The 26,303-nt window shown below is 59.4% G+C and carries 17 protein-coding genes and 2 pseudogenes; 9 read left to right on the top strand and 10 right to left on the bottom strand.

The features are described from left to right. The first annotated feature begins 2 nt into the window (after positions 1–2). Genes BI292_RS10565 through BI292_RS10550 form a run of 4 tightly spaced genes read left to right on the top strand, consistent with a single transcriptional unit; the run spans position 3 to position 3,743 of the window. Positions 3–1,226: a hypothetical protein gene (locus tag BI292_RS10565; RefSeq protein WP_101207846.1), complete on the top strand. Its 1,224-nt coding sequence runs from the start codon at positions 3–5 to the stop codon at positions 1,224–1,226. Between the two features lie 50 nt (positions 1,227–1,276). Further along, complete coding sequence (locus BI292_RS10560; RefSeq protein ID WP_101207845.1) at positions 1,277–2,017, top strand: pilus assembly protein; 741 nt, start codon at positions 1,277–1,279, stop codon at positions 2,015–2,017. Then, positions 2,014–2,508 carry a CS1 type fimbrial major subunit gene (locus tag BI292_RS10555; protein ID WP_101207844.1) on the top strand — a complete coding sequence of 165 codons (495 nt, stop codon included), beginning with the start codon at positions 2,014–2,016 and terminating at the stop codon, positions 2,506–2,508. Before BI292_RS10560 ends, BI292_RS10555 begins: the two co-directional genes overlap by 4 nt. Beyond that, a complete protein-coding gene (locus BI292_RS10550; RefSeq protein ID WP_101207843.1) occupies positions 2,505–3,743 on the top strand; it encodes a hypothetical protein in 1,239 nt (412 codons plus the stop codon). The genes BI292_RS10555 and BI292_RS10550 overlap by 4 nt, the downstream gene beginning before the upstream one ends. Here BI292_RS10550 and BI292_RS10545 read toward each other — a convergent pair. After that, complete coding sequence (locus BI292_RS10545; RefSeq protein ID WP_101207842.1) at positions 3,740–6,865, bottom strand: transglycosylase domain-containing protein; 3,126 nt, start codon at positions 6,863–6,865, stop codon at positions 3,740–3,742. The two genes, BI292_RS10550 and BI292_RS10545, sit on opposite strands and share 4 nt — an antisense overlap. 557 nt (positions 6,866–7,422) lie before the next feature. Then, entirely contained in the window at positions 7,423–7,881 is a 459-nt protein-coding gene (locus BI292_RS10540) for a transposase (RefSeq protein ID WP_101207841.1), read from the bottom strand. Between the two features lie 939 nt (positions 7,882–8,820). Between BI292_RS10540 and BI292_RS10535 the strand changes: the two genes are divergently transcribed. Continuing rightward, positions 8,821–10,242 carry an amino acid permease gene (locus BI292_RS10535; RefSeq protein WP_101207840.1) on the top strand — a complete coding sequence of 474 codons (1,422 nt, stop codon included), beginning with the start codon at positions 8,821–8,823 and terminating at the stop codon, positions 10,240–10,242. A 69-nt stretch (positions 10,243–10,311) separates the two neighbouring features. Here BI292_RS10535 and BI292_RS10530 read toward each other — a convergent pair whose 3' ends face one another. Continuing rightward, entirely contained in the window at positions 10,312–11,460 is a 1,149-nt protein-coding gene (locus BI292_RS10530) for an OpgC family protein (RefSeq protein ID WP_101207839.1), read from the bottom strand. Between the two features lie 226 nt (positions 11,461–11,686). Here BI292_RS10530 and BI292_RS10525 point away from each other — a divergent pair. Beyond that, positions 11,687–13,185 (top strand): annotated as a pseudogene (locus BI292_RS10525) (glucosyltransferase domain-containing protein). 110 nt (positions 13,186–13,295) lie between these two features. Next, on the top strand, positions 13,296–13,667 hold the full coding sequence (locus BI292_RS10520; protein WP_101207838.1) for a GtrA family protein: 372 nt from the start codon (positions 13,296–13,298) through the stop codon (positions 13,665–13,667). Positions 13,668–13,679: 12 nt separating this feature from the next. Here the strand turns inward: BI292_RS10520 and BI292_RS10515 are convergent, their stop codons facing one another. Then, positions 13,680–15,299, bottom strand: coding sequence for an FMN-binding glutamate synthase family protein (locus tag BI292_RS10515; RefSeq protein ID WP_101207837.1), 1,620 nt, complete (start codon positions 15,297–15,299; stop codon positions 13,680–13,682). Between the two features lie 253 nt (positions 15,300–15,552). Further along, entirely contained in the window at positions 15,553–16,353 is an 801-nt protein-coding gene (locus BI292_RS10510) for a LuxR C-terminal-related transcriptional regulator (RefSeq protein ID WP_092278562.1), read from the bottom strand. A 126-nt stretch (positions 16,354–16,479) separates the two neighbouring features. On the opposite strand from BI292_RS10510, the gene BI292_RS10505 reads away from it, so the two are divergent. Together BI292_RS10505 and BI292_RS10500 are read left to right on the top strand one after the other, a co-directional pair. Further along, entirely contained in the window at positions 16,480–17,301 is an 822-nt protein-coding gene (locus BI292_RS10505; RefSeq protein ID WP_101207836.1) for a carbon-nitrogen hydrolase family protein, read from the top strand. Between the two features lie 470 nt (positions 17,302–17,771). Next, positions 17,772–19,097, top strand: a complete 1,326-nt coding sequence (locus tag BI292_RS10500) for an APC family permease (protein ID WP_101207835.1) — start codon at positions 17,772–17,774, stop codon at positions 19,095–19,097. A 376-nt stretch (positions 19,098–19,473) separates the two neighbouring features. Here BI292_RS10500 and BI292_RS10495 read toward each other — a convergent pair whose 3' ends face one another. The 5 genes and pseudogenes from BI292_RS10495 to BI292_RS10475 all read right to left on the bottom strand — a co-directional run. Next, complete coding sequence (locus tag BI292_RS10495) at positions 19,474–20,877, bottom strand: ATP-binding protein (protein WP_101207834.1); 1,404 nt, start codon at positions 20,875–20,877, stop codon at positions 19,474–19,476. Next, positions 20,874–22,685: a DAHL domain-containing protein gene (locus tag BI292_RS10490; protein WP_101207833.1), complete on the bottom strand. Its 1,812-nt coding sequence runs from the start codon at positions 22,683–22,685 to the stop codon at positions 20,874–20,876. Before BI292_RS10490 ends, BI292_RS10495 begins: the two co-directional genes overlap by 4 nt. Further along, positions 22,682–23,644 (bottom strand): cytochrome-c peroxidase, encoded by a 963-nt coding sequence (locus BI292_RS10485; RefSeq protein ID WP_101207832.1) that lies wholly within the window; start codon positions 23,642–23,644, stop codon positions 22,682–22,684. Before BI292_RS10485 ends, BI292_RS10490 begins: the two co-directional genes overlap by 4 nt. A gap of 34 nt (positions 23,645–23,678) precedes the next feature. Further along, a complete protein-coding gene (locus BI292_RS10480; protein ID WP_101207831.1) occupies positions 23,679–25,553 on the bottom strand; it encodes a bifunctional diguanylate cyclase/phosphodiesterase in 1,875 nt (624 codons plus the stop codon). Positions 25,554–25,606: 53 nt separating this feature from the next. Continuing rightward, positions 25,607–26,167: pseudogene (locus tag BI292_RS10475) on the bottom strand (two-component system response regulator); the annotation flags it as partial. Positions 26,168–26,303: the final 136 nt, after the last annotated feature.

Raw genomic sequence — 26,303 nt, 5'->3', positions numbered from 1 at the left:
TGATGAACAGAACACTTCGACACCTCATCGGGTTCAGCCTGTTGTGCGGGTTGGCGCCAGCGGCCAATGCCCTGACTCAGGAGATCAGCGCGGTCTTCACGCCGGACCCGGCAAACCCGCTGAAAAACGAGTTCGTCAACACCACGCCGGAGAGCGGCATTTGCACCTCTCACATCCCGGCGCGCTGCAAGCAACTGAACATTTTCACCATTCGTACGGCTTTTTATGCGCACACCAAAACGCCGATCCTGGCCAACCACACCAACCCCCGCGACGGCGCAATGTGGAAGATGCCTTCGGACTGGCGCGACCTGCAGGTCACGCATTCGCGCACCGGGGAGGTCGCCACCGTGCAAATGCGCATCGCCGGCATTGGTCATCGCTGGGATGTGCGCCCCGGTGTGGCGGTATGGGCCCAACCTGGCATCAGATGGCAATCGCAATGGAGTTATGCGCCCAGCCCCTGTGAGAGCACCGGGTACATTGCGGCGTCGACCAATTTCGCGCTGTTCTTCTGGCTGGTCCCGGAAGGGGCTGGCGTGTGCAGCCGCCAACCGGGAAGGGATATCACGGCGTTGCAATACTCCAACCTCGAATATGCCTATGCGCTGAAAACCCCCAACCCGCTGGGCATGTCCTCGGGTCAGTACACCGGCACCATGCGCTACACCGTCGGGCCGGGAGGCGACATTGATTTCGGCGACAACATGAGCACCGCCGAAACTGAATTCGTCTTCAACTTCACCCTCGACGTGCAACACACCCTCAAAGTCGAAGTGCCGCCCGGCGGCAATCGGGTCGAGCTGGTGCCGCAAGGTGGCTGGCAAGCCTGGCTGCAACGCAATCGTCGCCCGGAGCGCTTGTTCCGCGACCAGACCTTCAATATCTCGGCGTCCAGCCGTTTCAAGATGCAGCTCGATTGCCAGTACGGCGACGGCAGCAATCAGTGCCTGTTGCGCGAACCGCAATCGGGCGGTGCGGTGCCGGTGAACATCAGCGTCACGTTGCCCAACGGTTTGACCGACGTCGCCGGGCGAGTGGTTAACCGCCGGCCCTTGCTGCGTGACGGCAGCGGCACCGAACTGTTCCAGCCAGGTTTTTATGTCGATCGCAAACCCGGTCAGTTGCACTTCGAAATCGCCCGCGAACAAGTGGCCGAGATGCTCACCGGCGTCGGCAAAACCTACGCGGGCAACGTCACGGTTATCTGGAATTCGGAAATCTGATCACCGCTGCCGGAATGTCCGCGCAGCGTTCAACTGAAGGATCGAAAACAATGAAACGGCTATGGGTATTGTTGGGTGCAGGTTTGCTGCCGCTGTTGGCCGAGGCTGGGCCGGCGATCAATGTCGGCGTGGTGTACGACTATCTGGACGGCGATAAAAGCACCTACCTGAAACGGGTTTTCAATGGCGGCGACAGCACGGCGTTCGTCAAAATCAATATTCACGAAATCATCTATGACGCCGACGGCAGACCCACGGAATTGCCGGTAAAGAGCCTGGCCGACAGCAGCGCCCGCGACGGTCTGATGGCCAGCCCAGCGCGCTTGATCGTGCCGGTGAATGGCATGCAGGGTACTCGGCTGCTGTTCATGGGCGAACGTGAGCGCGAGCGTTATTTCCGCGTGCGATTCGTCCCGGTGGTGCCGGAGAAAGAAGATGAATTTGCCGTCTCCGTCGAAGAGCGCGACGCCTATAAACAGACGCTGGCGGCCGGGGTCAACGTGTTGGCGGGTTACGGCACGATCTTTTTTGTGCGCCCCAAAGACGCGCGTTTCAACACGCAGATTGACGAGCGCCCTGGCCAATACGCATTGCGCAACGACGGCAACACCGTGGTGGTGGTCGACGACCTCAAGGACTGCGCCGTCAGCGATGAAAACGATTGCCAACCGGTGACCAAAACTCATGTGCTACCGGGCCGAACGTTTCGTTTCGAGAAACAGGCCGGGCGCCAGTACCGCTTCAAACTGGTAGAAGGTGCGGCGCAGAAAAACGTTGAGGTGAAGGGATGAAACGCCCGGGATTCAAGCGCGCATTGCTCGTTTCGCTGGCTACTGTTTTGTCGTTGACCAGCACGCACGCGCTGGCAATTCGTGAGGAGCAGACCTTTCAAGTATCGGTAACGATCCCCACCAGCGAGTTTTACGTATTGCCGGTCAACTCGATGTTTCTCGAGCGCGAGCAGGTGATGGCGTGGAACCCGGTGACCGCCGAGCTCACACCGTTGCGCGAACATTTCGACGTGAAAAACACCAGCGGCAGTATTTCCGCGCGGCTGGTGGCTGAGCCGTTTTTGTTCAATGGGCGCGAGCGCATTGACCTGGCCGTGCAGTTCAATGGGCAGCGTTTGTCGTTGCTGGCGACACCGGTGGTGGATGAACAGCAGGCGCGTGTTGGCCAGCGCGTGCGCCTGGAGATTGCGGCGCTGAAACCTGTTACCGGTTATGTGCCGGGGCAGTATTTCGGCACGGTGCAATTGATGTTCGATGCGGTGAATCCATGAAGCGCCCGTGCAGTGGCTTGCTGTTGTTCATTTGCATCGGCGCGCAGGCCGATGTGGTGCAGATAACCGCCGAGTTCGCCCCCGATCCGGCGCGTCCGAACATCAATGAGTTCAAGAACACCACGCCTGATAGCGGTTATTGCGCCGAGAATCCGTCGTCTTGTGACGGAACGGGTGGGTTCGACAAATTGTTCAGCATCGAGAGCTCGATTGATGTGCAGTCGATCAATCCGATTCCAGCGAATCACTCCAATCCACGCCAAGGTGCGATGTTCAACATCTCGGCGGCGCAATGGCGCGATGTGCCGGTACAGGATGACCAAGGCCGTCCGGCGATGGTGCAGGTGCGCATTGCGGGGGTTGGCGGGCGTTATCGGCTGAGTCACAGGGTTCAGGAACTGATCGGTCGCGAGGACCTGGACCTGTACCGCGCGCATTACGCTCTCTGGACGGAAGGCGATTGGGGAATTGCGCCCAGGCCTTGCGAAACCGGACGCGCGGGAGCGGGCGGAACGGACACTGATTTTGCTTTTTTCTGGGGCACTTCTGTGCTCGGCACTTGCGCAACGAAAGCCCGTTTCGACATACCAGGTTTCTCCTATCCCCGATTGAATTTTGCCTACCAGATCCGCACACCCGATCCGTTGAAAATGGCCCCTGGGGCCTATACCGGCAGCATCCTTTATCGATTAGGCCCCGGCGCCGATTTCGACATGGGCGACAACATGCTCGCCAGTCCGGACATGCTGCAGCTCGACTTCACCCTGACGGTCAATCACGTATTGGCGGTGGAAATCCCACCCGGCGGTAATCAGGTGCAACTGGTGCCGCACGGCGGCTGGCAAGCGTGGCTGCAGCGTAATCGTCGGCCGGAACGGATCTTCCGCGACCAGACCTTCAATATCTGGACGTCGACACCGTTCAAGATGCAATTGAGCTGTGCCACCAACCTCGGCAATACCTGCGCGTTGCAGGATGCGGCGGGCAACCAAGTGCCGGTCGACGTCGCCGTGACGCTGCCCCACGGGCTGGTGCGCAATGGCCAGTCGGTGGTCAACCAACCCTTGCGGCTCGACGGTCAGGGCACTGAACGGTTCGAACCCAACGTCTACGTGGCGCGCAAACCCGGCGTTGTGCATTTTTCCGTGGCGCAGGAGGGCGTCAAGCAAATGCTCGACTCGGGCAGCGATAAATTTGCCGGGGACGTCACGGTGATCTGGGATTCCGAAATCTAGCCCTGGGTCTGGTTGCTCGCTGTCACCGTCGGCGCCAGACATTCGGTGTTGCGCCCCGGTTGCAGGTACGGGGTCAGGATCGGCGCCATGCCTTTGAGCACTTGCACCGGCAACGCCGAGGTGAACTTGAAGGCCTCGGCGGTGCGCCCCGGCACGAACGCGGTCAACGTGCCGAAGTGGTGATCGCCGATATAGAACACAAACGTCGCCGTGCGGTTGATTGATTTCGAACTGAGAATCCGCCCGCCGGAGCCAATCGCTTCAATGCGGTTATCGCCGGTGCCGGTCTTGCCGCCCATCGCCAACGCGGTGCCGTCCGGGGTTTTGAAACTGCCGGACACACGTTTCGCGGTGCCGGCATCCACCACTTGCGACAAGGCTTCGCGCATCGCCGTGGCAACCTCGGAAGGCATCACCCGTTTGCCGACATTCGGGTCATTCACCACTTTGGTTTCGTACGGCGTATCAGCGGCAAAGTGCAGGCTGTCGATGCGCAAGGTCGGCATGCGCACACCGTCGTTGAGAATCGTGCCGATCAGCTCGGCCAACGCTGCCGGGCGGTCGCCGGAACTGCCAATCGCCGTGGCCAATGACGGCACGAGGTGGTCGAACGGGTAGCCGACTTGCTGCCAGCGCTGGTGAATATCGAGGAATGCTTCAATCTCGAGCATGGTGCGAATACGGCTGTCGCGCGCGCCTTTGTGTTTGCTCTTGAACAGCCAGCTATACACTTCCTGACGTTCGAACTGGCTGGCTTTGACGATTTCGCTGAACTTGGCTTCCGGGTGATTGAGCAAGTAGCCGATCAGCCACAAATCCAGCGGATGCACCTTGGCGATAAAACCCTGATCCGGCAGGTCATACGAGCCGGGGCCGTAGCTCAGGTACAGGCGTTCGAGGCGTTCGTCGGTGAGTTTTTCGTTGAGCTTGGCGCCCTTCAAGTGCGAGCGCACGAAGCTGTTGAACGCAGTCTGCTCGGCTTCCGGGTACAGGTAACGGTGCACCGCCGCCATACGAATTGGCGTCGGGCGCATGCTGTCGAGGAAGGTTTCGAGGCGCGCGTCGGTGTCTTTGTTTTTGTACTTTTTCCAGAATTTCAGCAGAAACGACGTGCCTTCACGGTCGGCGAATGACGCCAGGTATTCCTGCCGCCGCGGGTCGCGGTCGTCCTTGAGCAGCTCGGCACTGTTGCTCGGCCCGGAATACGTGGTGTAGCGCACGATGTCGCGCATCAGCCGAATGAACGGCAGGTTGATCGATTCACGCAGGGCATCGCGCAGGGTCGGAATGCGCCCGTTGTCTTCGTTACGGAAGTTGTGAAAGGTGTGCAGCCCGCCACCGGTGAAAAACGCCTCGCCGGGGCTCGCCGAGTATTTGCGATCAAGCGCCGCGCCGAGCAGTGTCGGCAGGCTGCGGTCGCTGTTCTGGATCAGGTAATCGACGACCCAGCGGCTCAGGCGATCCTGATCCGGTACTTCGGTTTTCTTCAGTTCGGCGACGGTTTTGTCGGCGTATTTTTCGTGCAGTTCGGAAATGATCTGCAAGTACGTGGTCATGACCCGCATCTTGGCGGTGGAGCCGAGTTCCAGTTTGCTGCCTTCATTGATGTCGAACGGCTGGTCGGTGCTGTCGGTTTGCACCCGCACCCGCGAACCGTCCGGGGTCAGTTCGAACAGGGTGAAGCTGTAGCGCACCTGAGTGGTACTGGTCGGCGTCAGCAAACGTTCGCCGATCAGGCCGATCTGCCCGGCAAACGTTGGGTCGGCGAGGTGTTTGAGGTATTCGGTGGCCTGTTTTTGCAGGTCACTTTGCAAGGTGCTGGTGGCGGAGAGGTCGAGGCGGTCGAGGTCATACAACGGACGGTTGAGCATCGAGGCCAGGCGGCTGCGCGCGGTGCTGATGCCTTTATTGGATTCGATCGGCTGGATCGTCGGTTGTGTCTGCCAATCGCGGTAGGTGACTTTACTGGCGAGCGCGGCAGCGGCGAACGGTGCGTCGATCACGCCGTTCTGGGCGAGCAGACGGATGTGGCTGTTGGTGAGGCTGGCGAGTTCGTCGTGGCCCTTGGTCAGGTAGTGCGAAGGGCGGCGCTGGGCGATCATCAGCGAGAGCATTTCGCGCAGGGCCAAGCCTTTGTCGGCCATGGTTTTCGCGTCGGTGGCGGTGCTCGCGAGGGTTTCATTGGCCTTGTTGAAGTCGGCGCCGTACCAGACGCGCAAACCTTCGGCCATGCCGTGTACTTCACCGTGGCCGGGCACGGCGGACAACGGCACGCTGTTGAGGTAATCGCGCACTACATTCTGCCGCGCCTGCAAGGTTTGCGGCCCGCCCTGATAGGCGCGCACGCTGGCAGAAATCATCTGGCGAATCTTCTCCGCGCCGGACACTGTCAGGCCGTCGGGGGAGTGGCGATACTTCTCAAGTTGCGTCGCCAGGGTGCTGCCGCCGGCGGATTGACCGGGCAAGTGCATGATCTTCGCGACTTGCGACCACGCCGCCATGCCGAATCGCGGCCAGTCGACGGCGGGGTTGGCCATGGGTTGTTTCGGGTCGAGCAGGAAGCGGTTTTCGATGAACAACAAGCTGTTGACCACCACCGGCGGAATCGCGTCGAAGCTGGCGTAGAGCTGTTGCGGGTAGTTGAACTGATACAGCGGCGCCGCGCGGCAATCGGTGATGGTCAGCCCTGCCTGGATTTTTTCCGCGTAGGGCACGAAAAAGCCCCGGTCGCTATAACTCATCAGCTCCGGGGAAAAACGCGTTTGCGCGGCAACGATGTAATTTCGCTTGAGCAGGCGCGGCAGGAAATCGTCCATGGCGCTGTAGCCCAAACGCAAATCAAACGGGCCGGCGCCCGGGTAGCGAATCGCATCGCTGGGGCCGGGTTGCAGCTCATAACTCAGGGATGCGGCAAATTTGCTGACCTCGGTCGATTGAAATTTCGATGTGCGCATTTCCTTGGCGGCCGCCAACCCCAGGGCAACCGCGATAATCAGTAGCAACAACCAGAACGCCTTCCAGCCGTGCCGGTTACGACGGGATTTTTCAGGTAAAGGCGCTTCATCCACACGTTCAGTCGGAACCACGGTTTTACTCGAATCGGTTTGCCATAAAGCGCCCATAGTCGACTGATCCATTCACGCAGATTGATCGGACTTGTCTGAAGCTTAGTCGGTGGTTGGCGTTGGTGAAAAAATTGTGGGTGGAGAAATGCCGAAACAGGGGAAGCCTCTCCAAACTGCCGATGGCGTTTATCTTGAGCCAGGGGGTTAGCTGTGGTGAGTGGGGTTCCTGTGGTGCGGGCGGACCTGTGGCAATTGGGGTTACGTATGGCAAGGGGTTTTACCTGTGAGGAGTGGGTTTACTTGTGAAGAGTGGGGTTCACCTGTGAAGAGTGGGTTTACCTGTGAATAGGGGTTTACCTGTGGCGAGGGGGTTTACCCCCGTTCGGCTGCGCAGCAGTCGCAGAGCGGTTTTCCTGTGAAAACACAGGGGAGCGCTTCGCGCTCCAACGGGGGTAAACCCCCTCGCCACAGGTAAACCCCCTCACACAGGTGAACCTCTCACACAGGTAAATACCTCACACAGGTAAACCCCTCACACAGGTAACCCCCTCACACAGGTAACCCCATTACCACAGTGAAACCCCCAACCACAGGCAAACCGCTCTCCACAGACGTTATAACCAGCAGGCGTCCCATAGCGGGTAATCACCAATTCTCTTCACCAGCCCTGCGCGCAATGGATTGGCCACGATGTAGCGAGCAGACGGCAACAATTCCTCCCCGTCCCGAATAGCTCGATCGTGATAGCCGGTTTGCCATAAAGGACCGTGCCGGCCGGTTGCCTGGTTCACTGACTTAGTGCATTGAGATTTGATCGCGCCAATCACATTTCCCAGGTTGGTGACCTTCAATTGCATCAACCAATGGAAATGATCAGGCATCACCACCCACGCAATCGAGTCCACCTGTCCCGAATCGTGAGCTCTTCGCAATTCCCGAACGAGCAATCGCCCCAATCGCCAATCAGAGAATATCGGTTGGCGTAAATGAATGACTGCAGTGATGAGATAAGCGCGACCTGGTTCGGAATGTCGCCCCCGACGCAGGCGATGAGAGTTTGGCTGGCTAGGCAATCCGTTGCCTCCTTGATGTGTAGGAGTGATGGAGGTTAGTGGTCGGGCGCTGAATCCGGATCTGCAAATGGCGAAGGAAAATTCTGCGTTGTTTGAAGGACGAATACCTGATTGCTGAGCTTCGAGGTGGCGTGAGGGTTTAAAGGGGGGAAGGGCTTGCCTGGGGTGAATCGATTTTTGCGGTCAATGCATTCACCTGTCGCGAGGGGGTTTACCCCCGTTGGAGTGCGAAGCGCTCCCCTGCGTTTTTCCAGAAAAACCGCTCTGCGACTGCTGCGCAGCCGAACGGGGGTAAACCCCCTCGCCACAGGTAAACCCATTGACCCAGGTAAACCCATTGACCACAGGTAAACCCATTGACCACAGGTAAACCCATTGACCTAGGTAAACCCATTGACCTAGGTAAACCCATTGACCCAGGTAAACCCATTGACCCAGGTAAACCCATTGACCCAGGTAAACCCATTGACCACAGGTAAACCCATTGACCACAGGTAAACCCACTGACCACAGGTAAATCCATTCACCACACGTAAACCCCCTTGCAGCAGGCTTCGCGCCCAGCCGCCACGCGTCTTCACCCACAATCCGCGCACTAGACACCTCAACCGCCTCCCCAAGCGATCCGCAGGCATGACGATGCACCATTGTTGTGCAATAATCGCCGGCGTTTTTGCGATGAATAATCTGACAAAACGCAGGTAATGCCCCTCCGTAAACTGGGCTTTTGGCGAGAGTTGTCGCTGAATGTTGTGGGTTATAGAGTGAAAAACCCTGTGGGAAGGTTTTTATACTGCACGCCCCGCTGATCTTGCAGGTTTTGTCCTACAAGACGCACTTGCTCAAAAGGCAAGCGCGGTTTCAGGCAAGCAACGGCTTATCGGTCGACGCTTCGATACTCGGTGGTCATATCCAATAACAAGACGAGGTTGTACCCCCATGCCAGCAGGCAATCATCTGCCCCAAGGCGAGACCGCTAAGGGCGGTCCGCTTAAACGCGAACTTGGCGAACGGCATATTCGCTTGATGGCGCTCGGCGCCTGTATCGGTGTCGGCCTGTTCCTCGGTTCGGCCAAGGCGATTGAAATGGCCGGCCCGGCCATCATGCTTTCCTACATCATCGGTGGTCTGGCGATCCTGGTGATCATGCGCGCCCTCGGCGAAATGGCCGTGCACAACCCGGTCGCCGGCTCGTTCAGCCGTTACGCCCAAGACTACCTCGGGCCATTGGCCGGCTTCCTCACCGGTTGGAATTACTGGTTCCTGTGGCTGGTGACCTGCGTTGCCGAAATCACCGCAGTGGCCGTTTACATGGGCGTCTGGTTCCCCGACGTGCCGCGCTGGATCTGGGCGCTGTCGGCGCTGGTCAGCATGGGCACGATCAACCTGATCGCGGTCAAAGCCTTCGGTGAATTCGAATTCTGGTTCGCCCTGATCAAGATCGTCACCATCATCGCCATGGTCATCGGCGGCATCGGCGTGATCGCCTTCGGTTTCGGCAATGATGGCGTGGCGCTCGGCGTTTCCAACCTGTGGGCCCACGGCGGCTTCATGCCGAACGGCGTGCAAGGCGTGTTGATGTCGCTGCAAATGGTCATGTTCGCCTACCTCGGCGTCGAGATGATCGGCCTGACTGCCGGCGAAGCGAAGAACCCGCAGAAAACCATTCCCAACGCAATCGGCTCGGTGTTCTGGCGGATCCTGCTGTTCTACGTCGGCGCGCTGTTCGTGATCCTGTCGATCTACCCGTGGAACGAAATCGGCACCCAGGGCAGCCCGTTTGTCATGACCTTCGAGCGTCTGGGGATCAAGACTGCCGCTGGCATCATCAACTTCGTGGTGATCACCGCAGCGTTGTCGTCGTGCAACGGCGGCATTTTCAGCACCGGGCGCATGCTCTATAGCCTGGCGCAGAACGGCCAGGCCCCGGCCGGTTTCGCCACCACGTCGAGCAACGGCGTACCGCGTCGCGCGCTGCTGCTGTCGATCGCTGCGCTGCTGGTCGGCGTGCTGCTCAACTATCTGGTCCCGGAAAAAGTCTTCGTCTGGGTTACCGCGATTGCCACGTTCGGCGCGATCTGGACCTGGGTGATGATCCTCCTGGCGCAGCTGAAATTCCGCAAAGGCCTGAGCGCCAGCGAACGTGCCGGCCTGAAATACAAGATGTGGTTGTACCCGGTCAGCTCTTACCTGGCGTTGGCGTTCCTGGTGCTGGTGGTTGGTCTAATGGCCTACTTCCCGGACACTCGCGTGGCGCTGTATGTCGGCCCGGCGTTCCTGGTGTTGCTGACGGTGTTGTTCTACGTGTTCAAGCTGCAACCGACTAACGTCACCCAAGGTGCGGTGCGTTCAGCTTCGTAACATCCAATGCCTGAAACACAAAAGCCCCGGTCGTGATGATCGGGGCTTTTGCGTTTACTGCGGCACTGGCTACGAGGGAAGACGCTGCGCAGACACCGCCGAATGAGTGGCAACTGGCGCAGTCAGCCGCTTGTTCAAATCCAGCCACGCGCCCAGCAACGCCATCAAACCAACACCCACCAGCGCGGTGAAGATCTGCATCGCGAACGCATCGCCGGTCATCGCATTGATCATGTCCGCCAGCGGCGCCAGCAACACGCCGAGGCAGAAGATTTCCAGCGAATAACGGCCCATCCGGCAACTCTGCTGCGCCAGCCAGTTTTGCGTCCAGCCGCTGCCCGGCAACAGCTTGGCGGTGACGTAGGCCAACGCGAGGAAATGCACCAGGCGCACCGGCGACAGATCGGTCTTGCTGATCGGATACAGCAGATTGCTCAGCCACGCCGGCACCAGCGCATCGTGGATTTGCGGCCAGCGCCACAACAGCGTAATCACCCCGGCCAGCAGCACATACACCGCTGCCGCCATGAATAACGGCTGGCGCAGCAGCGAGCGGGTGTCGGGCGCCCGTGGCCGTTGGCCGATAATCGCCGTCGCGCCGCCGAGCACAAACAGCAATTGCCAGGTCACCGGATTGAAGTACCAGACGCCGTCCTTGATCGCCGCGAGGTTCCAGCCCAGCGGCGGCGCCAGCAAGTACACCGCCGTCGACACCGCCACCACCGCCCACGGCGCGCGCACCAGCAACGGCAACACCAGCGGCAAACCCGCGAGCAGCACGATATACAGCGGCAGCGGGTCCATCAGGTTGGGTTTGAAGCGCAGCAGCAGTTCGTCCGTCAACGCCTGCTGCGGGTTGGTGATGAAGTGGTGCAGGCCCATTTCCTCGACCAGATCGCGGGTTTCCACGTGGCTGTTGGCGAAGAACACAATGCCCATCAGCATCGCCAGCAAGAAGATATGCACCACGTACAGCACCCAGGTGCGCCGAAGGATTTTCAGGCAGGCGATCAGATAACCGTCGCGCTTGAGGATCTTGCCGTAAGCCATCACCGCCGCGACGCCGGCGAGAAACACGAAGATTTCCGCCGCATCACTGAAGCCGAGATTGCGCAGGGTGATTTGCCCCAGCGGGTTGTGCGGCACGTGATCCCAGAAAATGAAGATCAGCGCCAGGCCGCGGAAAAAGTCGATTCGATGATCGCGTTCAGACGTCATGGCTGAGTGCTCTTGAACGTGTATTAAAAGGAGTGTCACGCAATACAAAAGGGTGCGTGCCGCACATCGGCGGCGCGCAGGGTCGCGTGATCGGGCGACAAATGCAAAGTCGGGATATTACGGGATATTGCCCGGCCTCACCGTTGGTCGAAAAATCGCACAGCAATCGCCAGCGCTGCGTTCAATACCTTATGGGTTAAACGCAGTCACCCCAAGGGGCGCGGACATGAGGATGCGCGACTGGCTCGACAGAGAACTCGGCGCCCGCCGCGTCGGATTATTCTTTGTGCTGGCGACGTTTGCCTACGTGTTGCCGCTGATCCTCGCCGACCACCCGTACATTGACGACAACTGGCGTTCGCTCGCCGCCGGCACGGGTTGGGCCGGGGAGGGGCGGTTGTTCACGCAGCTATTCTTCAACGGGCTGACTTCCACCGACGCGGCGCCGAACATCTTTCCGTTACCGCTGTTGCTCGCGACATTGGCGATGGCCTGGGCGTTGACCCGCCTGACGTTCCACTACTTTGCCGCTCCGACGTTGAGCCATTGCCTGGTGGTGCTGGGGTTTTGGTACAACCCGTTTTTCCTGCAAACCTCTCCTATCAATACGATGGCCCGGCGATGACGTTGAGTCTGGTGGCGGTGATCGGCGCGATGACCTTTCGCAGTGCATCGCGGGTCCAGACCTTGACCATTCCCGCGTTGCTGATTGCCTTGGGGCTTGGTCTCTATCAAGTCAGCATCAATGTGTTCGTCGGTTTGTGTTGCCTGGAATTACTGCGCTGGGCACATCATCGGCAGCCCGATTGGCATCGATTGATTGCCTGGAAACTCGCGCAATTGGGTTTGGCCCTGCTGATCTACGGCGTCACGGCGTATGCCTACATGAAACCGCACCGCACCGGTTTGCTTGATGGCTCGGCGGACCCGTTGCTGCAAGTCGGCATCAATATCGGCCGAGTATTGGAAAAAGTCGGGCTGCTGTTTCACGGCGGATTTACCTGGGTATTGGCCGCGTTGTGGCTGACGGCGATTGCCGGCAGCGTTGTCATCGGGCGGCGCGTCATGCAGCGTCAGGCAACGCGCATGCAGCGGGGCGGATGCGCTTTGCTGTGCCTGCTGAGCGTGGCGCTGATTTTCCTGCTCGTTCCCGGCGCCGCGCTGTTGTTCCGTGATTTCAATGAAGGCGCGCGCACCTTGATGGGGTTTTCGGTGCTGCTGTTATTGCTGTTCTACCTCAGCCATCTGGCGTTAACCCGCGTGCACCGGCGATTGCCACTGCTGTTGCTGATTCCCCTGTTGGCGATGCTTTCGCTGTCCTACGCCTACGGCCGCGTGCTGGTGCTGCAGAAAACCTTCGCCACCGCCGCGCTGAATGCCTTGAGCTACGACATCGCCTCACGCCCGGCGCTGCGTGAGGCCAAACGCATTTATCTGTCGGTGACTTATTCCGATCACTGGCTGACGGCGGCGGCGGGTTCGTTCCGGCAACTGCCGGTGCTGCATTATCTGCTCAACACCGACTACTACATGCTCGCCGAAAACCTGCCGAAAGTCGGAATCACCAACGTCGTCGCCGAGCGCGAGCGGCGTAATGCGACGCGGGTCGGTTACCAAGGTTTTGCCCCGGTGGTCGACAGCCTGTACTACCGCATTTACCTGATCGGCGATTACGGTTTTATCGTCATGAAAGAACCGGCGCCGGTGGTGGAGTTGCGCTGGTGAGCGCACGTCTGCGGATCGTCTGGACTGTAACTTCTGACAGTAGACGGCATTCAGGCATGACCCTAGTTTGGGAGACTCGCGCAGTCGCGATCAGGGTTAGGTGAGCCGGCATGACTTTCTGGAAAGGCTTCAGCGCATACGCGACTATCGGCGTGGTCAACACACTGATTCATGCGCAGGTATTTTTTGTCCTCTACACCGCTGCGGAACTCACTCAGGCCATCAGTAATTTGACCGCGTTTGGTGTGGCAGCGGTGTTTTCGTTGTATGTGAATACGCTCTACACCGTTGAAAGCGAGAAACCGCTGTTGGCGTATCTGCTGTTCATGTTGTTGATGGGTGTCGTCAGTTACGGCGTCGGTGAATTTGCCGATATGCGCCAGCTACCGGGGCTTGTGACCGTGGTCTGCTTTGCGCTGATCAGCCTGGTGTGCGGTTTTCCGTTTTCGAAACTGGTGCTGGCTCGCACACAGGAGTCTTGAAAATACCGACACTCAAGCAGCCGCCACCTCATTGGGCTCAAAACTGTCCGCCCGCGCCATCTGCCACATCCGCGAGTAAAACTCGCCGCTGACTTCGCCGGTGAGCAATTCACCCGGTTTCAGGAACACATGCAACTGCGAGAACAACTTGATCTCGGTCGCCGACATGCGTCGCACCAAGTGTTTGGCCGACAGTTGCGACGGGTGTTCCAGCCCCGCAGCGGCGAGCATTTCCGCCAGTGCCTTGAGCGTATTGCGGTGGAAGTTGAACACGCGCTGGGCTTTGTCCGGCACCACCAAAGCGCGTTGGCGCAGGGTGTCCTGGGTGGCGACGCCGGTCGGGCATTTGTTGGTGTGGCAGCTTTGCGACTGGATGCAGCCGATGGCGAACATGAAGCCGCGCGCCGAGTTGGCCCAGTCGGCGCCGATGGCGAGGACGCTGGCGATGTCGAAAGCGCTGACGATTTTGCCGCTGGCGCCGAGCTTGATTTTGTCCCGCAGGTTCAGGCCGACCAGGGTGTTGTGCACGAACAGCAAAGCTTCGCGCATCGGCACGCCGATGTGGTCGGTGAATTCCACCGGGGCGGCGCCGGTCCCGCCTTCCTTGCCGTCGACGACGATGAAGTCCGGGAGGATGCCGGTTTCCAGCATCGCTTTGGCAATGCCCATGAATTCCCACGGATGCCCGAGGCAAAACTTGAAACCCACGGGTTTGCCGCCGGACAGTTCACGCAGTTGCTGGATGAATTGCATCAATTCGATCGGCGTCGAGAACGCGCTGTGGCGTGACGGCGAGATGCAATCTTCGCCCATCATGATGCCGCGCGTTTCGGCGATTTCCTTGGTCACCTTGTGCTTGGGCAGGATCCCGCCGTGGCCGGGTTTGGCGCCTTGGCTCAGCTTGATTTCGATCATCCGCACTTGCGGCGTTTGCGCTTGTGCGGCGAAACGCTCGGGGTCAAAACGGCCTTCGGCGGTGCGGCAACCGAAGTAGCCGCTGCCGAGTTCCCAAGTCAGGTCGCCACCGTTTTCACGGTGATAAGCGCTGATGCTGCCTTCGCCGGTGTCGTGGGCGAAATTGCCGAGCTTGGCGCCCTGGTTCAACGCGCGAATCGCATTGGCGCTGAGCGAACCGAAGCTCATCGCGGAGATGTTGAACACCGACGCCGAGTACGGCTGGGTGCATTGCGGACCGCCGACGGTGACGCGAAAACTGCTCGGGTCGGTCAACGGCGCCGGGCGCATGGAGTGGCCGATGAACTCGAAACCGGCCTGATAGACATCGATCAAGGTGCCGAACGGTTTATCGGCGCTTTCGTTTTTCGCCCGCGAGTAAACCAGCGAGCGTTGGGCTCGGGAGAAGGGCAGGGCGTCGCTGTCGGATTCGAGCAGGTATTGGCGGATTTCCGGGCGAATGCCTTCGACCAGGTAACGGATATTGCCGAGGATCGGGTAGTTGCGGCGCACGGCGTGCGGGCTCTGCAGCAGATCGAACAGGCCGATCAGGCTGAGGACACCGGTAACGGCAGTGAATGGCCAAAGCCATTCGTGGTGCAGAAATGGCAGGCTGGCGAGGGTGAAAATGACGCACGCGGCAAAGAACGCGTAGCGGCTCAGGAGTGACAGGCTCATACGGTTTCCCTGGGTTCGGACTCGGTTGTGTGCAACACGCTATCCCCTGTAGGAGCGAAGCTTGCTCGCGAAAGCGGTGTGTCGGCCAACATCCATGTTGAATGTGCTGGCCTCTTCGCGAGCAAGCTTTGCTCCTACAGGGACCGTGGTGTTTGCTGTAGGAGCAAAGCTTGCTCGCGATGGCGGTGTATTGGCCAGCATCCATGTTGAATGTGATGGCCTCTTCGCGAGCAAGCTTTGCTCCCACAGTGCTTCAGGCATTCTGCGCCTGCAAAAAGATCGAAAACAGCTCCTGCTGGGACTTGATCCCGAGCTTGCTGTACATGTGTTTCTTATGGACTTTCACGGTTTCGACGGAGATTTCCAGCTTGCGGGCGATTTCTTTACTGGAGCAACCGCTGAGCATCAGGCGCCCGACGTCGAGCTCGCGGGCGGTCAGTTGCGCGCCTTTGAGTTGTTGCACCGAGGCTTCGAGTTGCACCCGCCAATCGGTTTGCGGCGGCGCCGGGGCGAGCGCCACGACTTCGTTGATTTCATAGGGCAGGCGCTGGCGCAACAGGCCCAGCACCCACGGCTGGATCAGCGACAGCAAGGCAATCTGCTGCGCGCTGAAGCGTTGTTTGCTACCCAGTGACAGGCACAGCGTGCGGTCGCCTTCGAGTTGGCAATTGAACTGGATTTCGTCGGCGACCACATTCAGACGAAAGTAGCGCTGGTAATACTCGGTCAGCTCGAAGTGCTCGGGCGCGACTTCCGAGAGTCGATAAAGCCCGGTGCGCGACTGTTCGCGGCAGGCAATGTAGAACGGATCGAGCAGGTACAAACCGCGCAGGTAATCCTGAAACAGCTGATCGGGGCTGCCGTCCTCGCCGGGGCATTCGGCGAACACCTGCGGGTGTTGCTCGGCGCTGAATAACAGCACCACCCAGCTGTCGAAATCCACGTATTGATCGAGCAAACGCAGCAGTTGCGTCCAGAAATTGGGCTTGTCGAGGGCGTCGATCAGTTGCCCGACCGAGCGGTGCCAGGCGATGTCATCCAGCGAAAGTGTCATGCGTCTACCCCTATCGGGTTACCCCGGCCGCGTGATTCCCTGGCCGGTTGCTTGCTGCGCATACTGGCGCACAGACACCGACCGGGCAATCTTTCTGCTGCCCCGGCGCCATAACAAGGAATACCCATGAAGGTCGAACTCGCCCAATTGGCTGGCCGTGACAATGACACGGCTTACAACCTCGAACGCGCGCTGGCGGCGATTGCTGCCTGCGCTGCCGACACGCAACTGATCATGTTCCCCGAAGGCCACTTGATGGGCTTCCCCTCCGCACAAACCGTGGCGCAAGTCGCCGAAACGCTGGACGGCCCGACCGTCCGCGCGGTGCTCGCCGCTGCCCGCGAGCGCGATATTGCCGTGGTGGTCGGCATGGCCGAGCGCGACAACGGCCGGTTTTACAACACCACGTTGCTGATTACCCCCGAAGGCATTGCCTTGCGTTATCGCAAGACGCACTTGTGGGCCTCGGATCGCGGCGTCTATGAAGCGGGCGACCGTTATGCCACGTGTCTGTGGAACGGGGTGCGCGTCGGTTTGCTGATTTGCTACGACATCGAATTCCCGGAAAGCGCGCGAGCCTTGGCGCAATTGGGCGCCGAAGTGTTGCTGGTGACCAACGGCAACATGGACCCGTACGGCCCGACCCATCGCACCGCGATCATGGCCCGCGCCCAGGAAAACCAGGCGTTCGCGCTGATGGTCAATCGGGTGGAGGAGGGTGACGGCGGGTTGCTGTTTGCCGGCGGCAGTGCGCTGGTCGATCCGCTGGGCTCGTTGTTGTTCGAGGCCGGGCGCGAGGAAGGGCAGTTTGCCGTTGAACTGGATTTGCCGCAGTTGGCGGCGGCGCGCCAGGATTATCGGTATCTGGATGATCAGCGGCTGAAATTGCCGGGGGAGATTGTCGAGCATGCCGATGGGTTGCGCGAGTTGCTGATTCCGCAGCGCTAGGTATCAAGCGGTGTGTCAGTTGGAACCGCCCCTCACCCTAACCCTCTCCCCAAGGGGGAGAGGGGACTGACCGAGGTGACTGGACATTTTGCTGCGACCTGAAATATCGAGCTGAACACAGAGTTGAAAAAAAGTCCCCCGTCGAACCCGGGATTGAACAGGAACCAGCGAACCCGGGATTGAAAAGGAATACCCAATCGAACCCGGGATTGAAAAGAAATACCCCGTCGAACCCAAGATTGAAAAGAAATACCCAATCGAACCCAGGATTGAAAAGGAATACCCAGTCGAATCCAGGATTGAAAAGGAATACCCAGTCGAACCCAGGATCTGAAACCTATGGAGATCTGCCCCCTTTCCCCCTCTCCCCTCTGGGGAGAGGGCTGGGGTGAGGGGTGGCTTTTGACGTTGACATAATTTTTGCCGAACTCGGCTCTGCCATAAAACCAATAAATTCGGAGTAGTCGCTCATGGCTCGTTTGCAACGCACCCTGTCATTGGGTTCGGTGGTGCTGTTCGGCATCGCCTACATGACGCCGATCATCGTGCTCGGCACGTTCGGCATCCTCGCGCAATCCACCGCCGGCATGGTTCCGGCCGCGTATCTCGCGGCGCTGGTGGCCATGTTCTTCACCGCCATGAGCTACGGACGCATGGCCGCCGCGTTCCCGGTGGCCGGCTCGGCGTACAGCTACGTGCGCAAAGCCATCAGCCCGAAACTCGGTTTCATCGCCGGTTGGGCGGTGCTGCTCGATTACCTGTTCCTGCCGATGGCGATCTGGCTGATCGGCGCCGCGTACCTCAACTCGGCGTTCCCGGCAGTGCCGCAGTGGGTCTGGGTGCTGACGTTCATCGGCGTCACCAGCGCGATCAACATCGTCGGCCTGAAACTCGCCAACGGCATCAACGCCTTGCTGATGCTCGTGCAATTTCTGGTGCTGATCGCGTTCGTCGTGCTGTGCATCCACTACATTGGCGGCGACGCGAGCACGCCGCTGTGGACGCTCAAACCGTTCTTCAACGGCGACATGCACATGCCGCTGATCATGAGCGGCGCGGCCATCGCCTGTTATTCGTTCCTCGGCTTCGACGCGGTCAGCACCCTCACCGAAGAAACCCGCGACCCGCGCCGCACCATTCCGCGGGCGATCATGCTGATCACCTTGATCGGTGGCTTGATCTTCGTCGGCGTCTCGTACTTCGTACAGATCGCGCACCCGTCGTTCCAGTTCGACAGCGTCGATTCGGCGGCTTACGAGATCGCGCGCAACATCGGCGGCGACCTGTTTGTCTCGATATTCCTCATCGGCCTGATCGTCGGCCAATTCGCTTCGGGTCTGTCGGCGCAGGCCAGCGGCTCGCGATTGCTGTTCGCCATGGGCCGCGACGGCGTGCTGCCAAAGTCGTTTTTCGGCACCCTGCATGAGCGTTTCGGCACGCCGGTCAACAGCATCCTGTTGTGCGCAGTGGTGGCGTTGCTGGCGCTGAAACTCGACGTGACGACCTCGACCTCGTTCATCAACTTCGGCGCGTTCCTCGCGTTCAGCCTGGTGAATTTGTCGGTGATTTTCCATTACTGGATCGGCGCACAGAAACGCGGTGCGCGGGAGTTTGTGCTGTTCCTGGTATTCCCGTTCATTGGCCTGCTCGCCGATTTGTGGCTGATGGTCAGCCTCGATCACCTGGCGATTTACCTCGGCCTGAGCTGGCTGGCGATCGGCGTGGTGTACCTCGCGATCCTCACCAGCGGCTTCCGCCGCCAGCCGCCGGAAATGGACTTCCAGGAAACCACCTGACCCCGCTTTTTGTGGGAGCCGAGCTTGCTCGCGATAGCGGTGTGTCAGCCACCGAATGAGTTGACTGACCGGACGCCATCGCGAGCAAGCTCAGCTCCCACAGGGATCGAGGTGGACGACGGCCAACGCCAGCCCCCGCTCTTGTAGGAGCAAAGCTTGCTCGCGAAAGCTGTGTGTCAGTCAGCGAATGAGTTGGCTGACCCGACGCCTTCGCGAGCAAGCTCAGCTCCTACAGGGATCGGGGGGGATAACGTCCAACGCCAGCCCCGCTTTTTGTGGGAGCCGAGCTTGCTCGCGATAGCGGTGTGTCAGTCAGCGAATGAGTTGGCTGACCCGACGCCTTCGCGAGCAAGCTCGGCTCCTACAGGAGTGCGGTTTAGCTGGCTAATTTGGTTTGGCGCAGTGGCAATTCGACGCGAAAGGTTGTGCCTGCGCCGACGACGCTGCGCACCGAGATTTCGCCGTGATGCTTTTTGACGATCCCGTACGACAATGACAACCCCAGCCCGGTCCCTTGGCCAATCGGTTTAGTGGTGAAGAACGGGTCGAAGATTTTCTTCAGGCATTGCGCCTCGATTCCCGAGCCGGTGTCGGCGACTTCGAACCACGCCGTTTCCCCCGTCAGCCCGGTGCGCAAAGTGATCACCCCGCGTTCCGTGCCAATCGCCTGCGAGGCGTTGACGATCAGGTTCATGATCACTTGGTTGATCTGCGACGGCAGGCATTCGATTTCCGGCAAAACCTGATAATCCTTCACCACATCAGCCTTGTACTTCAGTTCATTGGCGACGATGTTCAGCGTCGACTCGATGCCCTGATGCAAATCGGCCCACTGCCATTCCTGATTGGAGTCGACCCGCGAGAAGTCCTTCAGGTCCTTGACGATCTGCCCGACGCGGCTGATGCCGTCCTTGGATTCCTTGATCAGCAACGGAATGTCTTCGCGCAAGAACTCCAGCTCCACCCGTTCGCGCAGCACGCCGAGGCGTTCGATGACTTCGGGCGAGCTGATTGCTTCTTCGGCGCCACGGTAGGCGTCGAGCATTTCCTGCAACTGTTTGAAGTAGCCGTCGAGGCAGCCGAGATTGGAAGAAATGAAGCCGATCGGGTTGTTGATTTCATGCGCGACGCCTGCCGCCAGTTGCCCCAGCGAGGCGAGTTTCTCCGATTGCACCAATTGTGATTCGAGCAGTTTGCGCTCGTCGATTTCCCGTTGCAGCTCGACGCTGGCCTCCTGAAATTGCCTCGTCCGGTGCTCGACCATTTGCCCCAGATGATCGACCTGGACGCTGGCGCGTTCGGTCATGTGCCACTTGGTCAGCAAAGTGTTGGCCATCTGCTGGACTTCGATGTTATCGAAGGGTTTTTTCAGGATCAGCACGCGGTCATGCGCGTGCAAACGCTCAAGCAGTTCGTCCCACGAATAATCCGAGTACGCGGTGCACACCACCACTTGCAGGCGCGGGTCTTCGTGCCACAAATGTTCGATGGTCTGTGCGCCGTCCCAGCCTTCGGGCATGCGCATGTCGACGAACGCCATGGCGTAGGGCCGGTCTTCCTTCAGGGCGGATTTGAGTTTGTCGAGGCCTTCCTGACCGCCGAACGCCGAATCGAGTTCGAACAACGCGCGCTCGGGTTTGCTATCGCCGCCGAACAGCGTCGCTTCCATCTCATCGAGTTCGTGCTGCGGCGGCTCCGGCATCAGGATCTTGCGAAAATCCACGTGAATCGACGGCGTGTCATCGATCAGCAGAATGCGTCGATTGGGAGCATTGCTCATGCGTCGACCTCCACGGTTTTCAAAGGGATCTGCAAGGTGAACCGCGCGCCTTTGCCCGGTCCGTCGCTGTACGCCGTGAGGTGGCCGTTCATCTCGATGGCGGCCAGCGCGCAGCTGTGCAAACCGAAGCCGTGGCCGTCCTTGCGAGTGGTGAAACCGTGGGCAAAGATGCGCGTCATGTTTTCCTCAAGGATGCCTTCGCCGTCATCCTTGACGCTGATTTGCAGAAGATTTGCGTCGACGATTTTCACCCCGAGGGTTATTTGCCGTGGACGGTTGCTGAGGTCGGACATCGCGTATTTGGCGTTGCTGATCAGGTTGATCAGGATCAACAGCAAGCGGTGTTTGTCGCCCATCACCTGCGGCACTTCGGCGTAATCCTTGACCACCGTGACGTGGTGGCGGGTGAGGGCGCCGGAGTTCATGCGCAGGGCGTCTTCCAGCAGTTCGCTGATGTGCAGCGGTTCCAGCAGGCTGTTGGCGCCGGCATAGGATTGCTGGGTGGCGACGATGTCCTTGATGTGATCGACGCTCTTGGTCAACTGCGCCAGTTCATCGGCCATGCCTTGTTGCTCCAGCGCAATCGCTTCCGCCAGTTGGTTGAGGTAGCCGGGGAGCAATTTGCCTTTCTCGTCTTGATCCAGAAACGTGCCCAGATCATCCGGGTGCTGATTGATCAATTGCATGGCTTTGCCCAGCCCCTGCGCCTTGCTGTTGCGCAGTTTGCGCGTGACCAGGTCGGCGGAAATATTCACGCTGTTGAGCACGTTGCCGACGTTGTGCAACACGTTGGTGGCGATCTCGGCCATGCCGGCCTGGCGCGCGGTGTCGAGCAATTCACTTTGGGTGTCCTTGAGTTCGCGGGTGCGTTCTTCGACGCGCTGTTCGAGGTCATTGTTGGCCATTTGCAAAGCGCTGTTGACGCGACTGATCTCGGAAAAACTGCGCATCAGGCGAATCGCCAGATACACCAGCAACAGCACCAGCAACACCGAAAACACCAGCATGAAAAAGTGGTAGCGCTGATTCACTGCGTCGGCCCGCTGCTGATCCTCGTTGAGCAAGTTGTTGATGTTATCCAGGCGCTGCGCGACCGCCACCGCTTCGATTTTTTCGAGCAAGCCGTTGACGATCGGTTGCTCGCGCAGAATCAGCGCGACATGGTTGCTCAAGATGTCGAGCGGGACGTGGAAGGCTTCGGGCAAGCGCTCTTGGTTCACGCCCATTTTGTTCAGGCCAACCAGAATGTCGGCGGCGCGCTCATCGGAAGTGACCTGTGCATACTCCAGGCTGCTGAGCAGCAAGTCATAGGTGTCGGTGGCGATGTTCTGCAGTTGCAGCGGGTCGACGCCGACCACTTGAGTCAGCGGTTGCTGGATGTCGTCTTCGGCGGTCGGCAGGAACGCCAGGGAATTGCGCAGCACCGCGTTGTGCGATTTGAACAGCTCGACCAGCCGGGTCTTTTCCTTGATTGCGGCGAGATAAGCGTCGTGGCTTTCCTTCCATTCGGGGGAGGCATTGCGCCCGTGGTTCGACTCCATGCTTTCGAAGTGTTGCCACAGTTCGGTCATTTCGGTCAGCGGCGTAACCAGCGGATCGTAGTTGTGATTGAGGGTGATCCGCGCCTTCAAAATCTCGGTTTCCCACTGCGCATTCAGCTGTTTCATTCGGCCGATGACGTCGCGCGATTCGGTGTAGGTGGTGGTCTGGTCGGAGCTGGATTTGAGGTAAAGAAACAGCAACACCGAGGCGAGGATCAGCGCGACCATGGCGAGCAAGGCGAGGTTGCGATGGCGGGATATTTTCATAAGGGCTTGCCCTCCCATTCACCGGTCAGGGTTTTCAGAAACTGGATGATCAGGGTCTTGTCCTCGTCGGAAGGCACGCGCCCGAGCTGGAACTTGAACATCACGTCCACGGCGTCCTCGAGGGTTTTTGCCGAGCCGTCGTGGAAGTACGGCGCGGTCACCGCGACATTGCGCAGGCTCGGGACCTTGAACACGTTGCGGTCCTCTTCGTCCTTGGTCACCAGATAACGCCCGAGATCGGCCTCGGTAGGATTGCCGCGGGCCTCGAAGTAATCGGCCATGACCCCGAGTTTCTGGAACATGTTGCCGCCGATGTTCACCCCTTGGTGACACGCGATGCAGCCGTAGCTCTTGAAGCGCTGGTAGCCGTACTTTTCCTCAGTCGTGAGCGCGTCGGTATTGCCTTGCAGGTATTGGTCGAACCGCGAATTGGCGCTGACCAGCGTGCGCTCGTAACTGGTCAGGGCGTTCTGCACATTAATCTGGGTGACGCCGTCCGGGTAAGCCTTGGCGAATGCGTTTTTATAGCTCGGATCGGCGCTGAGCGTTTGCAGGACGTGGTCCCAAGTGCTGCCCATTTGCGCCGAGCTTTGCAGTACTTCGTGGATCTGCGATTCGAGGCTGATCGATCGGCCATCCCAGAACTGGCGGAAATTCAGGCTGGCGTTGAACACGCTGGGCGTATTGACGGCCACCGGTTGGCCGTCGAAACCGATGGAAAACGCCGTGGTATCAGCGCCGCCATGCTCCATTCGGTGGCAACTGGCGCACGACAGATTGCCGTTGAGCGACAAGCGCGGTTCGTTGAACAACTGCCGGCCGAGTTCGACGCGCTCGGGATTCTGTTGCGGCACGGCGGGTAACGGTTTCAGCGGCTCGTCCAATGGCGCGGCACTGAGATTCAGGCTGATCGCCAGCAAAACAAGCGACAACAACAAACGGCCCCGGTTGAACGACATCAGGTAATTCCTTGGCGGTGGAGCAGCGTGTCGCTCATGACTGGGCTGAGGGCAGCGGTTTCACCAGCATCAGGTAATGCGCAAAAGCATCCGGCGCCACGGCTTTGCAGAAGTAATAACCCTGGCCTTCTTCGCAATCATGGGACTTGAGGAATTCCAGTTGTTCGAGGGTTTCGATGCCCTCGGCAATCACCGTCAACTTGAGGCTTTTACCGAGGCTGATGATCGCGCTGACCAGCGCCGCATCGCTGCTGTCACGGTGCAAGCCGCGAATGAATGACTGGTCGATTTTCAGCACATCGATGGGAAAACGGCGCAGGTAACTCAGGCTCGAATAACCGGTGCCGAAATCGTCGATGGCCAGCCGCACGCCGAGCGCTTTGATGCGGTTCAGCGCGGTGACGGTGGCGTCGACGTTCTGCATCAGCACGCCTTCGGTGATTTCCAGTTCGAGCAAAGTGGGCTGCATGCCGGTCTGCTTGAGGATCAATTCGATGCTGTCGACAAAGTCGCGCTGGCGAAAATCGATGGCCGAGACGTTCACCGAGATGCAGATTTTCGGCAACCCGGCAGCCTGCCACAGGCACGCCTGACGACAGGCCTGCGCCATCACCCATTTGGTCAGCGGCACGATCAGCCCGCTGTCCTCGGCGACGGCGATAAAGTCCGACGGGTAAACCCAGCCTTGCCCCGGTTTTTTCCAGCGGATCAACGCTTCGGCGCCGACCACTTGGCCAGTGCTCAAGTCCATTTTCGGTTGGTAATGCAAGACGAATTCGTTGCGCTCCAGCGCCAGACGAATGCCCGACTCGATGCTTTGCTGTTCGCGCGCCAGTTGATTCATTTCGTCGATAAAGAAGCTGAAATCGTTCGGGCCGTTCTCCTTCACGCTGCGCATCGCGGTCTCGGCTTTCTTGATCAGCGCGATAGCGTCGAGGCCGTCATCCGGGTAAATGCTGATGCCCAGACTGGCGGTCACGCTCAAGTCGTGGCCAGCGATGTGCTGCGGCGCGCGGATCGCGCTCAAGAGTTTTTCGGCGATGCCTTTGGTCTGCTGCGGATGGCGGATGTCAGCGAGGATCACCACGAACTCATCGGAGCCGTAGCGAAACACTGAATCGGATTCGCGCACTGTCGCCACGAGGTTTTGCCCGACCCGCTTGAGCATCTCGTCACCGGCCGGATGGCCCAGCGCATTGTTGATGCGCTTGAAACGGTCGAGCCCGAGAAACATCACCGCCAGTTGTTTGTCATGGCGCCGCGACAGTGCCAGCGACTGGTTCAGCCGATCACCGAGCAACGTGCTGTTGGGCAATTCGGTGAGGACGTCGTACTGCAACAAATGCGAGACCTTGAGCAGTTCGTGCACCCGCGCCTCGATGGTCTGTTCCAGGCTCAGCACTTTCATCGCCGCGTCTTGCGCCATCTGCCATTTCCAGGTCAGGGCGCTGGCCATCTGGCGGATTTCCAGGCTGTCGAAAGGTTTTTTCAGCACCAGCAACTGGTCGCCGAATTCCAGGCGTTCGGCCATCGCTTCCCAGCTGTAATCGGAATACGCAGTGCACAGGGCGATTTGCAGGTTGCAATCGACTTTCCACAGTTGCTCGATGGTTTCCAGGCCGTCCCAGCCTGGCGGCATGCGCATGTCAATGAACGCCAAGGCATACGGCCGACCTTCGGCGCGCGCGCGTTTGACCAGTTGCAGCGCTTCCTCGCCCTGATAAGCCGAGTCGAGTTGAAAGGTCAGCCGCTCCGGTTGCGGGATGCCGAATAGCGCTTCTTCGGCGCCGGCCAGGCTCTGTTCGATTTCCGCGTCGGGGTCGAGGATTTTGCGGAAATCCAGATGAATCGACGGCGTGTCATCGATGATCAGGATGCGCCGGTTGGTCCGCACGAAAGGCGTCTTCATCGGTTGTCCTCTGTGAGAGGCGGCGGAGCGTCCGAACCCTGTGCAGCGGGTAATTCTGATGGTTGCGGATCATTCGCTTTGACCGCTTGTTCGAGCAGCGCGATCTTCAGCGCGGCGTCTGCGCTGATTTGCCATTTGGTCGTAAGCGCATTGGCCATCTGGCGAATCTCGATGGCGTCGAAGGGTTTTTTCAGGATCAGCAAGCGGTCGCCGAAGGCCAGACGAGCGTCGATATCTTCCCAGGAATAATCGGAATACGCGGTGCACAGCACCACTTGCAGCTTGGGATCGACTTGCCACAGGCGTTCGATGGTCAGCAGCCCATCCCAGCCCGGCGGCATGCGCATGTCGATGAACGCGAGGGCGTAGGGCAGGTCGTTGGCGAGTGCGGTTTCGACTTTGTGCAGGGCTTCGAGGCCTTGAAACGCCGAATCGAGGAGGAAGCCCTGTGCGGTGGCAGCTGCCGTCGATCCGAAAAGTGCGCGTTCGGTGCTGTGCAGATCGTCGTCGTCAATCGACTGCGGGCTGAGGATTTTCGCGTAATCGGCGTGAATCGAAGCCGCGTCATCGACGATCAGGATGCGCCGGTTGACGGTTGCAGGCAGCGCATTCATTGGGTTGCGCCTGGGCCGACTGCAGTTCGAAACGGTCTGTTCATAGGGGCATCCTTTCCCTGATCACCTGGCCGAGCGGTTACAGAATGTGGTCCGAGTGGGGTGAGCATAGTCGCCTTGGCTGGAGTTCGCTCGG

The organism is Pseudomonas sp. 43NM1, from assembly GCF_002836905.1.
Classification (GTDB): domain Bacteria; phylum Pseudomonadota; class Gammaproteobacteria; order Pseudomonadales; family Pseudomonadaceae; genus Aquipseudomonas; species Aquipseudomonas prosekii.
Note: the sequence above shows the minus strand (reverse complement) of the source record. Positions and strands in the feature narration are given on the sequence as shown.